Annotated in this window: 13 protein-coding genes; all 13 read left to right on the top strand. The window is 37.0% G+C overall.

Annotated features, from left to right (window positions below; translation table 11 throughout):
- Position 1 precedes the first annotated feature (1 nt).
- The 13 genes from KH364_RS04085 (at position 2) to KH364_RS04145 (ending at position 13,746) form a co-directional block, all read left to right on the top strand.
- Positions 2-724, top strand: coding sequence for a nucleotidyltransferase family protein (locus KH364_RS04085; protein ID WP_273298710.1), 723 nt, complete (start codon positions 2-4; stop codon positions 722-724).
- Positions 721-1,533: a selenium-dependent molybdenum cofactor biosynthesis protein YqeB gene (gene yqeB / locus KH364_RS04090; protein WP_273298711.1), complete on the top strand. Its 813-nt coding sequence runs from the start codon at positions 721-723 to the stop codon at positions 1,531-1,533. Before KH364_RS04085 ends, yqeB begins: the two co-directional genes overlap by 4 nt.
- Positions 1,517-2,245: an XdhC family protein gene (locus KH364_RS04095; RefSeq protein WP_273298712.1), complete on the top strand. Its 729-nt coding sequence runs from the start codon at positions 1,517-1,519 to the stop codon at positions 2,243-2,245. The genes yqeB and KH364_RS04095 overlap by 17 nt, the downstream gene beginning before the upstream one ends.
- The gene (locus KH364_RS04100) at positions 2,235-2,549 is read left to right on the top strand and encodes an XdhC family protein (protein ID WP_009351937.1); all 315 of its coding nucleotides are present in this window, start codon (positions 2,235-2,237) and stop codon (positions 2,547-2,549) included. Before KH364_RS04095 ends, KH364_RS04100 begins: the two co-directional genes overlap by 11 nt.
- A 189-nt stretch (positions 2,550-2,738) precedes the next feature.
- Complete coding sequence (gene cdaA, locus KH364_RS04105) at positions 2,739-3,551, top strand: diadenylate cyclase CdaA (RefSeq protein WP_009352084.1); 813 nt, start codon at positions 2,739-2,741, stop codon at positions 3,549-3,551.
- Positions 3,548-4,468, top strand: coding sequence for a CdaR family protein (locus KH364_RS04110; RefSeq protein WP_273298713.1), 921 nt, complete (start codon positions 3,548-3,550; stop codon positions 4,466-4,468). The genes cdaA and KH364_RS04110 overlap by 4 nt, the downstream gene beginning before the upstream one ends.
- A gap of 275 nt (positions 4,469-4,743) precedes the next feature.
- The gene (locus KH364_RS04115; RefSeq protein WP_273298714.1) at positions 4,744-6,342 is read left to right on the top strand and encodes an FAD-dependent protein; all 1,599 of its coding nucleotides are present in this window, start codon (positions 4,744-4,746) and stop codon (positions 6,340-6,342) included.
- Between the two features lie 166 nt (positions 6,343-6,508).
- A complete protein-coding gene (glmM, locus tag KH364_RS04120; protein WP_273298715.1) occupies positions 6,509-7,864 on the top strand; it encodes a phosphoglucosamine mutase in 1,356 nt (451 codons plus the stop codon).
- Between the two features lie 738 nt (positions 7,865-8,602).
- Positions 8,603-8,782, top strand: coding sequence for a hypothetical protein (locus tag KH364_RS04125; RefSeq protein WP_197922992.1), 180 nt, complete (start codon positions 8,603-8,605; stop codon positions 8,780-8,782).
- Positions 8,783-8,835: 53 nt separating this feature from the next.
- Positions 8,836-9,279 (top strand): JAB domain-containing protein, encoded by a 444-nt coding sequence (locus KH364_RS04130; protein ID WP_273298716.1) that lies wholly within the window; start codon positions 8,836-8,838, stop codon positions 9,277-9,279.
- Positions 9,272-10,363, top strand: a complete 1,092-nt coding sequence (locus KH364_RS04135) for a ThiF family adenylyltransferase (protein WP_273298717.1) — start codon at positions 9,272-9,274, stop codon at positions 10,361-10,363. The genes KH364_RS04130 and KH364_RS04135 overlap by 8 nt, the downstream gene beginning before the upstream one ends.
- Positions 10,353-11,456, top strand: a complete 1,104-nt coding sequence (locus KH364_RS04140) for a ThiF family adenylyltransferase (RefSeq protein WP_273298718.1) — start codon at positions 10,353-10,355, stop codon at positions 11,454-11,456. The genes KH364_RS04135 and KH364_RS04140 overlap by 11 nt, the downstream gene beginning before the upstream one ends.
- A complete protein-coding gene (locus KH364_RS04145) occupies positions 11,425-13,746 on the top strand; it encodes an ATP-binding cassette domain-containing protein (protein ID WP_273298719.1) in 2,322 nt (773 codons plus the stop codon). The genes KH364_RS04140 and KH364_RS04145 overlap by 32 nt, the downstream gene beginning before the upstream one ends.
- Positions 13,747-13,795 lie beyond the last annotated feature (49 nt).

Consider the following 13,795-nt stretch of genomic DNA (forward strand, 5'->3'; position numbering starts at 1 on the left):
CATGACTAATGTGAAAGCAAATTATAATACCGCTTTCAGTACAATGAGAGACCCCATAGACCGTCGTCCTTTGCATATTGGCATTGTCCTCCTCGTAGGAGGACAAGCTAAACGCATGGGATGTAATAAGCAGCTCTTGCCCTGGCGTGGCAAGACTGTTCTAGATGCGGTCTGTGGGGCTCTTCAATGTGGATGGGGTGGTCCGGTAGTACCTGAGATGTCATGTAAACTACCTTTTGTGGCGGTTACTGGTGATGATCATGAAAAACTAGAACCTATTGTCACATCCTATGGTTTTGAAGCGATTCGAAATGAGCATCCTCAGCTAGGACAAGGTGTATCCATAGCGATGGGGGTACGTCATTTAGTAGAAACATCGCCCATACCGTTAGATGGTATTCTTTGCTCAGTAGGGGATCAACCTCTTCTGACGAGTGCTGTCGTACATGAGGTCATTAGTGCATTTAGTGAAAACTTTCATTCAAAAACTATCGTTGTCCCACATTATGGGGAGAACTATCAATCGGGAAACCCCGTTCTCTTTGGTTCTCATTGGTTTGATTCTTTACAACAGATCCAAGGGGATCAAGGCGGTAAGACCATCATTCGTGGTGATGGCAAGGACTATGTCTTGAAATTATGGATTCGTGACGATATTGGTGACGATATCGACACACCCGATGATTTTGAGCGTTTAAAACATCGTGAAAGTGAGGCATTATGAAACCATTAGTGCTCATGCGCGGGGGCGGAGATATCGCTTCCGGCGCTGTATATAGATTGAAACGGGCGGGCTATCCCGTGGTTATTAGTGAAATTGCGATTCCTACTATGATTCGCCGAGAAGTATGCTACGGTAATGCCGTTCATCGTGGTGAAATGGTTTTGGAACGCTTTGTAGCCCGTCATGTTGCCCTTAGTGAAGTGAAAGATACTTTGGCACAAGGGATAATTCCCGTTGTGACTAGTTCATACGAAGAGTTATTAGATACACTGAAACCAGCTGTTGTAGTAGATGGTATTTTAAGTAAGAAGAATCTAGGTACAAAACGTGATGATGCAGAGCTTGTCATCGGTGTTGGGCCTGGGTTTACCGCAGGGGACGATGTAGATGTAGTCATCGAAACAATGCGTGGTCATTACTTAGGTCGCTGTATCTATGATGGTCCTGCTCAGCCGAATACAGGTATTCCTGGCAATGTAGGTGGCTATACTCATGAACGTGTAATACACTCATCAAAGGCTGGTCTATTTACGGCAAAGCGTCATATTGGTGATTCTGTACAGGCTAATGAGGTTATTGGTTATGTCGATGATGAACCAGTACGGGCAAAAATTACAGGTATTCTTAGAGGCATTCTAAAGAGTGGACTCATTGTGTCGGACCATTTTAAACTGGCCGATGTTGATGCTCGTTGTGAAGAGTCTCATTGTTATAGTATTTCAGATAAATCCCTAGCTGTTGGCGGCGGAGTTTTAGAGGCTGTTACTGCGTGGGATTATGAAAGGAATTTAGATGGAAACAATCTATGATGTGATGAAAGACCGTCTACAGGTTACTGAAACTACCTTGATGGTTACTATTTTATCTGGTCCTCGTCAAGGGGATAAGACTGTTTATGCCGAAGATGGTAGCGTGCTATATGGTACCGCTATTGAAGGTTTTACAGTAGATAAAGCAAAACTTAATTCTCTATGTATGGTAGGCGAAATTGAATGTTTCGTACAACCTGTAGAAAATGATCCGTCCGTTCTCGTATTGGGTGCTGGTCATGTGAGCCGAGCGATTACAGACTTACTGTTATTCATTGGCTGTCGTGTCACTGTTGTAGATGACCGTCCAGAATATGTAGTCCCTGAATTCTTTGATGAACGTGTTACACGTAAATGCTTGCCTTTAGAAAACTTCAAGAACGATTTACCTCTTGATGAGTATAATGGTTTTATCATCGTAACGCGTGCGCATGAGTACGACAATATATGCCTTGAACAACTTCGTGGCTACTTGCCTACGTATATGGGAGTTATGGGTAGTCAAAAGCGCATTCATTACGCTTTTGAAGTGTTGCGTGAGCAAGGTTGGACTCAAGAGGAGCTTGATATGGTTTATGCTCCAATCGGGCTAGATCTTGGTGCACAAACACCGGAAGAAATTGCGTTATCTATCGTTAGTGAATATTTGGCAGTGGTACGTGGTAAACAAGGCGGCTCATTGCGGAAAGGTAGAGTGAGCCATGAATCGTGAGTTTATTGAATATCTTGAGGAGCGTAAAAACGAAACATTAGCTGTTGCTACTATTTTGTATACTCGTGGATCCACACCTCGTAAAGCAGGTACTTCTATGGTTGTATTCCCAGATGGTTCCATCTTTGGTACTATCGGTGGTGGCCGTGCAGAAAATGAAATTCGTCTAAGTGCAGTTGATTCTTTGAACAAAAAAGAAGCACACCGTCGTATCGACGTTTTACTAGATGATGATGTAGCTGTCAAAGAAGGCATGGTTTGCGGCGGTCAAATGGATGTGTGGATTGAAACACAAAACATTTAAGCGTTCAAAGGGATTGCTTTAAAATGCATATATATAAAATATTTGTTTTATAGATTAATATATATTTATATGGAAAAAACTCATGGAGTATCTGTTTCTAAATTTACAGTACTCTCAAAATGAGTTAAAATATAAGGTACAGTCATAGAATTGACTGTACCTTATTATTTTGTATAAGGAGTTATTTTTATGCATATTGACGCACTTATACATACCTTTAGGCTACTTGATATCCTTGATATTTTCGTTGTTGCTATAGGTATTTATTATTTATATAAGATGCTTAAAGATACACGAGCCGTTGCTCTTTTAAAAGGTATCGTGTTCTTAGCAATAATAAATCTAATCAGTCATCTGTTCAATCTATATGTTATTAACTGGATTTTGCAACAAAGTATGACTGTACTCCTCTTTGCGTTACCAGTCGTGTTCCAACCTGAATTGCGCCGTGCTCTTGAGCAACTCGGTCGCGGCCGTATTTTCAGCAAGGCTCAAAATGTAAACGAAGAGGAAATGGATATGGCTATCAATGAAGTGATGGCGGCGGCACGCGTTATGTCCCGTGAACATACGGGGGCACTCATCGTGTTTGAACGAGAAGTAGGTCTTAATGACTTCGTAGATACAGGTATCTTAATGGATGCTGTATTGAGCCGTGAATTAATTAAAAATATCTTCGTTCCGAGCACACCGCTTCATGATGGGGCTCTTATCATTCGCGATGGTCGCATTCGTGCAGCTGGATGCTTGTTACCGCTTACTGAAGACCGTACGTTGAGTACTGAACTAGGTACGCGTCACCGTGCAGCTATCGGTTTGTCTGAACAAACTGATGCGGTAGTTGTCGTTGTCAGTGAGGAAACAGGTACGATTTCTTATACCTATGGCGGTCATATTTATCGCCATTTACCAGAGGATCAAATTAAGGAGGCTTTACGCACCTTTATGGAACGCCCTCGTCAAACCATTACTAGTATGTGGAAGTGGAGGGCAAACAAATGATGATTCATCTGAAACGAAACTGGCCTGCTAAGCTCTTATCCTTGCTAGCGGCTATCGTCATGTGGTTCTTTATCATGCGGGATCAAAATCCTGTGATGGAGGTAACCTATACTGTGCCTGTACAGGTTCAAAACCTCAATTCTGGCTATATCGTAGAGGATGCACCAGATACAGTACGTGTTGTATTGACTGGCCCTCGTGATACGATTATTTCCATGAAGTCAGATAATCTTCGAGCTTATATTGATGCGTCTGGTGTAAAACCAGGTCAAAATAATGTGACTATTGGATTTACGCCTCCTGCAGGTATGAATCTTGTGGAAGTAAAACCAGACAATATCACTATTAATGTTGACGAGTATGCTGAAAGAAAGGTTCCTGTTGAAATTGTTCCAATCGGTAAATTCTCTGATGACATTGCTTTGAAATCAGTAACGATTGTGCCGAAAGAGGTAACTGTTTCTGGGCGCAAGCAACAAGTTAATACAGTGAGCAAGGTTGTTATGAAGGTCAATGTTGCCGGACAAACTAAGAACTTCAGTGCTGTAAGTACTTTAGAGGCTTGGGATATAGCTGGCAATGTATTGGATGTACATATCAATCCAAATCAAGGTCAAGTACAATATGAACTTAACTTATTGCGTAAGAATAAAGCCGTTCCTATTACTGTGCCGACCATCGGTACTGTACTAGAGGGCTACGAAGTTAAAGCTACATCTGCTACACCTACGCAGTTAACGGTTACAGGCCGTGAAGAACTGATTGATACAATTACTGATATTCAAACGGAACCGGTTGATATATCTGGTGCTACAGAAACCATTCAAGGTACCTATAACTTAGTCTTACCGAGTGGCATCAATAGTAATACCTCAACAGTGCGAGTAAAAGTAGAAATCCAAAAGAAAGCTACTTAATGTGAGATTCAAAAGAATGCTACTTAATGTACAGCTGAATGTAGTACAGGTAGAGCTTTCACAATCATTACAATTAGATGCTAAAGGTCCTAATGGAGTATTATTTACATACTCTGTTAGGGCCTTTTTTATTAATCCTATATTAGCTATTAGCTTTTATAGTAGTGTTGTATAATAAAAGTGTATAACCATTTTCTTGTAGATCAGTTGTTAGGGATTTAGGTCAAATAATAACGATATAAGCTGCCCCTGAAGGGAGCCAAAATAGGAAAGATATGATTAGAATAATAAACCTCCGCGTGGCTGTTACAGTCAAGTCGGATATAAAGGATATTGTAGAAAAGAAATATCCCCAATTGCGAGGCGCTATTGAAACGATTCACGTTGTACGACGCGCCGTAGACGCTCGTAAAAAACCAAATATTGTCTTTGTCTATACTTTGTTTGTTGAGGTTCATAACGAAGCTCAAATTATGAAAAAACTAAGCAAACAAAAGGATGTATCTGTATTTACAGCAGAAGATCCAGAGCCTATCGTTTATGGGAATGTGCCATTAGCACATCGTCCCGTAGTTATGGGCTTTGGTCCAGCAGGTATGTTAGCCGCATTTTACCTTGCCCGTGAAGGTTACCGTCCTATCGTCTTTGAGCGCGGTCAAGATGTAGATACTCGTAGCGAAGACGTAGAAACATTCTGGAAAGAGGGCGTCTTTAAACCTGAGTCCAACGTTCAATTTGGTGAGGGTGGTGCAGGTACCTTCTCTGATGGTAAATTGACGACTCGCGTTACCCATCCTAGATTGCACGAAATCTCCAAATATTTTGTTGAATTTGGTGCGCCTGAGGAAATTTTATATAAACATAAACCTCACGTAGGTACAGATAAATTGCGTACCATGGTGAAAGCTATGCGTGAGCGCATTATTGAATGGGGCGGTGAGGTTCGTTTCGGTGCGAAGATTACAGATTTATTTATCGAAAATGACCACATCGTAGGTGTTGAAGTTAATGGTAGTGAGCGCATTGATACCACAGTTGTCTTATCTGGTGTAGGACATAGTGCACGTGATACGTATGAAATGTTACATAAACGAAATGTAGAAATGACGGCAAAACCATTTGCTATCGGTGTTCGTATCGAACATGATCAAGCTGTAATCGATGAGTCCCAATATGGTGTAGAACCGTCTAGTTTGGGCCTTGGTGCCGCAGAATATTCTCTTGTATACCACGATAAAGAAACAGGACGTACAGCGTATAGCTTCTGTATGTGCCCAGGTGGTCAAGTTGTAGCTTCTGCGTCCGAAAATGGTGGCGTTGTTGTAAATGGCATGAGTTTGTATGCTCGTGATAGCGGTGTTGCGAATAGTGCTATCGTAGTTAATGTAGGTCCCGATGACTTTGGTACGCATCCACTCGATGGGGTAGCTTTCCAACGGGAATGGGAACGTAAGGCCTATGAGTTGGGCGGTTCTAATTTTCATGCGCCAGCGCAAACAGTAGGTCAATTTTTGGGGCTTTCACCGGCACCTAGCGTACAAGATAGCACCTATAGTTATGAACCGGGCGTAGTGAACTGCGATTTACACGATTGCTTACCGCCATTCGTCACATCCGTATTAGAACGGGCGTTGCCGTATTGGGGCCGTCGCATTCGTGGATTTGATGATCCTGCCGTATGCATGACAGGTGTTGAAACTCGTACCTCTGCACCACTTCGTATGGGACGCAACGAAGAGCGCGTTTCTCCAACTGTAGGTGGATTCTACCCGATGGGCGAAGGCGCTGGCTACGCTGGTGGCATCATGAGCGCAGCCCTCGATGGAGCAGAAACTGCTATTTTATGTATGGCTAAATACGCAAAACCAAACTAGTTGGTAATATATTGTGAAGTAAACTACAGTATAGGTTCATATTGATACCGTAATATAGTTGTATCTGTATAGTATCTATATGTGTGGTGTATATAATATGATATAATACACAACAGTGAATATATGAGGACTTGTGATGTACACAAATCCCTAGAGGAGGATAATTATGGCTCGTTTATTTGGTACAGATGGTGTACGTGGTGTTGTTAATGAATTTTTAACACCTGAATTAGCCTATCATTTAGGTCGTGCAGCGGCTACGCATTTTGGTAAGGAAAAGGAACATCCTACGTTCTTAATCGGTCGCGATACGCGTATTTCTGGTTCTATGCTTGAAAGTGCATTGGCAGCAGGCATTTGCTCTGTAGGTGGTAATGTAGTCATTGCAGGCGTTGTACCAACTCCAGCAGTAGCATACTTAGTACGTCAACAAGGTTTTGATGCGGGTGCAGTTATTTCTGCATCTCATAATCCATATCCAGATAATGGTATTAAATTCTTCGATGGTAATGGTTACAAATTGTCAGATGAAGTAGAAGATCAATTGGAAGAGTATGTTCGTCAAAGTGCGGATAATGAATTGCCACGCCCTACAGGTGACGGCATCGGCAAAATAGAGCACAACAGTAACTTAGCTCATTTCTATGCTCACTTTGTACGTCACACAATCGATACATCCTTGGAAGGCATGACAATCGTTTATGATGGTGCTAATGGTGCTGCTTCTAGTGTAGGCCCTGAAATTTTAGCTGGCCTTGGCGCTAAAGTTATCAATATTAACGTAAATCCGGATGGCTTAAACATCAACCATCACTGTGGTTCTACGCACATCGAAGGCTTGCAAGTGGCTGTACAACAACATAATGCAGACCTTGGTATCGCTAACGATGGCGATGCGGACCGTTGCTTATTAGTTGACGAAAAAGGTCAAGTTCTCGATGGTGACCAAATCATGTTGTTATGCGCTCTTAAATTGAAAGAAGAGGGCAAACTCAAAGATGATACTGTAGTTGGTACTGTTATGAGTAATATCGGCTTCCATAAAGCTGCTCAAGAATTAGGCATGAAAACATTTGCTACTGCTGTTGGTGACCGTTATGTGTTGGAATATATGCGTGAACACAATCTCTCCGTTGGCGGTGAGCAATCTGGTCATGTAATCTTCTTGGATTACAATACAACTGGTGACGGCATGTTGACAGCTGTACAAGTAGCAGCTCTTATGAAAGAGAAAAACCAACCACTTTCTGAATTGGCTGGCATTATGACTAAATATCCTCAAGTTCTTATCAACGTTCGTGTTGCTACAAAAACAGGTTGGGAAGACAATGATATTATTAAAGCTGCCATCGTAACAGCAGAAGGTGAACTTGGCGTAGAAGGTCGCGTTCTAGTTCGTGCATCTGGTACAGAACCACTCATTCGCGTAATGGCTGAAGGTCCTAACCAAGAAGAACTACAAGCACTATGCCAAGAAATTGCTGATATTATCGGTAGAGAACAAGGGTTAGCGGAAAAGTAGGGTGTGAGGCGGCAGAGGAGCTTGCGACGATGAAGCCCACACATCACTTTGTTCCGAGTGTAAGATTTCGGAAAGCGAAATCCACAGCGAGGAACCATCTCTACTAAGATTAAACTAATGGGTTTTAATAATTGTGAATCCATTCTACAATTTCATATTAAAAGTATACCCTCCTATATATGTCCCTTTACTCCGTCCTACCTGAAGTCGCTGCAGGAACATATATAGGAGGGTATTTATTTTATATTTATTTAGGATGGTTACCGAATGGAACCGTCCATGTTGCGTGGATATTTCATCATAGGGATCTTATTAAAGTTAATAATTCTATTTGGCATAGCATAGATTAATGATAAGAGTAGTATATTTATAATTAAAATTTAGCGGGGGAGTGATTTAAGTATCAATTATAAATCCTATAAAATCTATAAAATCAGCAGTATATTGGAATACTCTAGATACGAAGTAATAGCAAGATATTAATTCTTATGAAGTATTTGATAAATAAGGTATTAAGACAGGGGAATTAGAGAGTGTTTGTTTTATAAGTTGATATTATATAGCATTAGATTAAGTTGCAAATAAAATATAATATAGTTGTGGGAAATTCCTTATAAAAGAATCCTTTTCATCATTTTTATGAAAGATTTATGAAAAGTTAAAATATGGATAATAAAATATTGTTAGAATGAGATAAATACAAGACAATCTTGTAAATTTGACTTTGGAGGTGAAATATTGGCAGATTTAGTGTTTGAAGAAATTGAGGAATCTGAACTTTTTGCTGATTATACAGCAGACTGTTCTGGTAGTCGTTCCGATTGCTGCACAAGAGTTTGTACTAGAAATCAATCTCTTGCAACTGAAGAGGACTGGGGAAAATTTCTTGAAATTGAGAGTGGTGTAATCCAGTATTAGAAGTAAAAAGCTGATGTTACGATATAGGTAATATCAGCTTTTTAGGTAATGCTATGAAATTAAATATGATAGGTCTATGTTTAAAAAAAATGGGAGAGATATCGCTTGATGTTGATACTCCTTATTTGTATGGTGTTGAAGGCTCACATGCAGTTTTTTTACAATTAATAGGCGACTTAAATATAGAGGTCTTGGCGGCGGTATTTCTTGATAATACTAATAAAATAATGAATTATTCAGTTTTATCAATCGGATCTGTAAATAGTGTTAATATACATTTGAATCAATTAATAAAGTTAGCATTAATAACTAATTCTAGTAAAGTGATAATAGCTCATAATCATCCTAGTGGTGTACTAGATATAACGGATGCAGATATAAATACAACGAGATATATTGCAAAATTATTGAAAGTATTTGACATAGAGTTAGTAGATTCTTTAGTTGTAACAATTGAGGATGTGATTTCAATTCGAGGGAATATAAAGAATGGATAATAATATAGTATTAAAAATAAAGGACTCTGTAGATTTATTTTTAACCGATGACTTTCTCTTAACCGTTTATTATATGAATACCAGGGTCCGAAAAACTTTTAAAGTAAATAGACTTACAATAAGTTTGTTAGAGGCTATAGATGGAAAATCTAATCTTTATGAATTATCAGCAATTATTAATTTACAACCTTCAGATATAAAAATATTAATAAAAGCTCTTTTACATCATAGAATTATTACTCCTGTATATAATAAAAATAATAAGGCGGTTAGTGCTAGATATTCTAGACAACTAAATTATTTTTCAGAGTTTTTTGAAACTGAAGAAGAGGGATATTTAGCTCAAGAGAAATTATCTAAGTATAAAATTTTAGTTTTAGGTTGTGGTGGAGTAGGAAGTACTATTGCTATACAGCTGGCTATGGCAGGAATTAAAAACTTTATATTATTCGATGATAATATAGTTAGGAACTCTGATATAAGTAGACATTTATTTTTTCGAGAAAAAAACATTGGTCTACATAAAACGGAGGCATTAGGACTATTTTTAAAAGAAATTGATAAAGATATCAAGGTAGAGTGTTTAAACCAATATTTAGAACCTAATACTAAAATAGATCATCTAATAATGGATTCTGATTTTATAATTAATACATTAGATGAACCATATATTGGCTATACAGCAGCAAAAATATCGAGAGTTTGTGTAAAACATAAAAAGGCACATTATATTGCAGGAGGATTTGATGCACATTTGGCTAGTACCGGTGAACTGATTATTCCAGGAGTAACACCATGTGTTGAATGTTATGCGATGTATTTTAAAGAAAAGCTTAAGGGGTGGAAACCTAAAAAACATCCTGTTGTTGCTCGTAGTGCTGAGTTAGGCGGTTTAAGTAGCTTATCATTATTTTCGGCCTCTTTTGCAAGTATTGAAATAATTAAATATTTATTATCCTTAGTTCCTATGGAAGACTCATATAAAGTACGAGGTGAGTTTTTGTTTGATACGATGGAATTGACCTATTTAAATGTACAAAAAAATAAGTTGTGCCCAGTTTGTGGAGAAAAAGATGATGTATAAGCCAAAGTTGTCTTCGAGTGTTTCTGTTGTCAAAATTAGTGATTCTATTTTAGAGTTCTTTCAGACTAGCCGAAGGCACCAAGTAAGAATAAAAGTTAAAAATGATGATATTCTTAATATCGTATTGCAATTAGATGGAAATAGGGACATTAATCAACTTATTCAGGATAATAATGTTGATGAGAACCAATTGCTTAGATTACTCAATTTTTTAGAAACTAAGGGACTTTTAGATGTTGTTAACGATACTGATAAGTTTGAAGGATATGATAAATACCGACGGGTAATTAGGTTTTTATCTGAGTACTCTAAATCAGAGGAAAACTTGTTACAGATGTGGTCTAACATCAGAAGCTCTCATGTAGTCATAATTGGTCTTGGGGCGGTTGGATCATGGGTTGCCACAAATTTAGTCCAGAGCGGGGTAAAACAAATTTCTATAGTTGATCCTGATTGTGTTGAAGCTTCAAACTTGCATAGACAAATGGGGTATTTTTATAATTCTATTGGCGAATATAAGGTTGATGCTTTTGAATCATTTATAAAGAGTATGGAGCCTCAAACTGAAATCCATAAATATTATGAATTTATGGATAAAGATAGTTTATTTTGGAATTCGATAGAGGATGCTGATTTGATCATTAATTGTGCAGATAAACCGACAGTTGATGAGACATCTCTAATTGTAGGACAGTTCTGTATGCAACATAATATTCCACATATAATTGGTGGAGGATATAATTTACATTTATCATTGTTAGGGCAAACAATTATTCCATTTAAAAGTGCATGTGTAAATTGTTTTAGAAAGTCACTTGAAGAAGAAAATAATATAGATAGTACTAATATAAAAAAATTACAAGTGAAAAATCGTAAGGTAGGGAGTTTTGGTCCGGCCTGTGCAATTATTGCTAGCTTCATAGGGATGGAAGCTATTAAAGTTCTCTCTAAATTCATTTTGCCTTCAAATCTAAATCGACGAGGAGAGTTTAATATCTATACAATGGATATTAAGTATAAAGATTATAATCAACGTAGTGATTGTGAATGGTGTGGAGATAATGGATATTATAAAGATAGAAAATGCTTATGAAAATAATTTAAAACATATATATTTAGATATTCCTATTAATAAGTGGACTTGTTTTATAGGGCCTTCTGGTAGTGGAAAGTCATCATTAGTTTATGATACCTTATTTGCAGAATGTCAAAGAGAATTTCTTGATAGCTTAGTATCCAATCAATATGGGCAAAGATTATTAGAGAAGGCCAAAGTAGATAATATAATTAATTTAAAACCGGCATTGGATTTATCTCAAAATTATTATAATACCAATCCGAGATCAACAGTAGGAACGTTTACAGATATAAGTTATTATTTGAGAACTTTATATTCTTTATATGTATACTTAGAATATAAAGTTATGGTAGATCCCTCTTATTTTTCACCTAATAATGCAAAAAGTGTTTGCTCAAAGTGTAAGGGAACTGGGACAGAGTACTGCGTAGACTTAAATAAATTGATACCAGACAGAAGTGTCAAGCTCATTCGGGGGGGGATTACTTTTTTTTCAGGTGGTAAAGATAGTCTTGCAATTAAGAAACTTGAAGCATTGTGCGAATACTACAAGATTGATATAACAAAAACTATCGATGATCTATCTGTAAGTGAGTTGGATAAATTGTTATATGGAAATATTAACTATCCAATAGAGATAATTTATAAAACACCAAAAGGAAGAAGAAAAAAAGAAAGTATTCTTCTTAAGGGCGCAATGGAAGAGCTTTCTGTGTTATTAAAAGATATTAGAACACCGTCTACATTTATTTCAATTGAAAAATATTTAGGTGAAACTGAGTGTAGTAGTTGCTATGGATCTGGGCTGAATGAGGATATTCTAAAGTATACAATTAATGGACTCAATATATATGATTATGAGTCTTTACCAGTATATATTCTGAAAAAACATCTTATTAAATTGGAAACTCAAATATCTAAGAATACATTAATAGCACAAATTAAAAATCTTACCAAAACCATCATTGATAAAATTGATGGCCTAATAGATCTGAAAATAGGGTATTTATCATTATCGAGAAAAATTCCTACTTTATCAGGAGGTGAATGTCAGCGTGTTAGATTATCGAAGCAATTAGGCTCCTCTTTAACTGGCCTTTTATATATTCTAGATGAACCTTGTAAAGGGTTACATTATAAAGATATTAATTCAATAATTAAAGCTACTAGGTCCCTTGTTGAGAAAGGGAATACTGTAGTAAGTATTGAGCACAATTCACCATATATTTTATCTGCTGATAAAGTAATAGAAATGGGGCCTTGTGGCGGCCCTCAAGGCGGCTTCGTTATTGATGAAGGTAGGATAGTAGGCTTATGTGATAAGAAAAATTACTCTCTACCAGCTTCGCAGTTAGATGAATGTGAGTATATTGATATCAAAAAAATTAATAAGTTTAATTTGGTTGATATTGATATTCGATTACCAGTAGGTTGTATTACAGCTATTACCGGTCAGTCCGGTGTCGGTAAAAGTACGTTAGCGAATGTTATTTATGATTATGTAAGTAAAAAATTATATAAAAAATCTTTTAAACATGCTTATATTGTAAATCAGAAACCAATTGGTAAGAATTCGAGATCAACGTTAATTTCTTATCTTGGGATATATGAGCATATTAGAAATGTTTTAGCAGATACAGATTTGGCAAAAAAGAACAAAGTAAAGCCGGTTGATTTTAGTATGAATTCAGGTCATGGTCGATGTGAAACTTGTAATGGGGTTGGACGAATAAAATTAGATTTACCATATATGGAAAATGTTTTTTGTAAATGTCCGACTTGTGATGGTAAACGCTTTAACGAAAATGTATTAAAAGTTAGATATAATGGAAAAAATATTTCTGATATTTTAGATGAATCTATTTCCGAGATTAAAGATATATTTAAAGAGCATGTATCTGTTTTTAAAATGTTAGAGTTTTTAGTTGAAATTGGATTAGGATATTTGAAGCTTGGGCAGCTGACAATGACACTATCTGGCGGAGAGGCTCAGAGGATAAAAATTGCTAAGTTTTTAGCTAATAGACAAAATAATTCATTATTTATATTAGATGAACCAACAGCCGGATTATATTCGTCTGATAAAGTATTAGTTATGAATATGATTAAACAATTATGTTCCAAGGGAAATACGTGTATTATTATAGAACATGATTTTAATGTTATTTGTAATTTATCAAATTATATGATTGATATGATAACTGATGATCAAAATTATGTGAAGGTAATATATGGGCCAATTGATAAAGTAGTTAGTAATCCTTCATCATCATGGTATGATTTGTTTTTATCTGATATAACTTAAAACTATTAATATTCTGTATCTATAGGTAAAAGAAGCTTGATTCAGTTTA

The sequence above is a fragment of the Veillonella sp. oral taxon 158 genome, from assembly GCF_018376515.1.
Taxonomy (GTDB): Bacteria; Bacillota; Negativicutes; order Veillonellales; family Veillonellaceae; genus Veillonella; species Veillonella rogosae.

Excerpts from the sequence above, each read along its gene's own strand:
- KH364_RS04085 (WP_273298710.1), top strand. The coding sequence starts at position 2 with ATGACTAATGTGAAAGCAAATTATAATACCGCTTTCAGTACAATGAGA.
- yqeB (WP_273298711.1), top strand. The coding sequence starts at position 721 with ATGAAACCATTAGTGCTCATGCGCGGGGGCGGAGATATCGCTTCCGGC.
- KH364_RS04095 (WP_273298712.1), top strand. The coding sequence starts at position 1,517 with ATGGAAACAATCTATGATGTGATGAAAGACCGTCTACAGGTTACTGAA.
- KH364_RS04100 (WP_009351937.1), top strand. The coding sequence starts at position 2,235 with ATGAATCGTGAGTTTATTGAATATCTTGAGGAGCGTAAAAACGAAACA.
- cdaA (WP_009352084.1), top strand. The coding sequence starts at position 2,739 with ATGCATATTGACGCACTTATACATACCTTTAGGCTACTTGATATCCTT.
- KH364_RS04110 (WP_273298713.1), top strand. The coding sequence starts at position 3,548 with ATGATGATTCATCTGAAACGAAACTGGCCTGCTAAGCTCTTATCCTTG.
- KH364_RS04115 (WP_273298714.1), top strand. The coding sequence starts at position 4,744 with ATGATTAGAATAATAAACCTCCGCGTGGCTGTTACAGTCAAGTCGGAT.
- glmM (WP_273298715.1), top strand. The coding sequence starts at position 6,509 with ATGGCTCGTTTATTTGGTACAGATGGTGTACGTGGTGTTGTTAATGAA.
- KH364_RS04130 (WP_273298716.1), top strand. The coding sequence starts at position 8,836 with ATGAAATTAAATATGATAGGTCTATGTTTAAAAAAAATGGGAGAGATA.
- KH364_RS04135 (WP_273298717.1), top strand. The coding sequence starts at position 9,272 with ATGGATAATAATATAGTATTAAAAATAAAGGACTCTGTAGATTTATTT.
- KH364_RS04140 (WP_273298718.1), top strand. The coding sequence starts at position 10,353 with ATGATGTATAAGCCAAAGTTGTCTTCGAGTGTTTCTGTTGTCAAAATT.
- KH364_RS04145 (WP_273298719.1), top strand. The coding sequence starts at position 11,425 with ATGGATATTATAAAGATAGAAAATGCTTATGAAAATAATTTAAAACAT.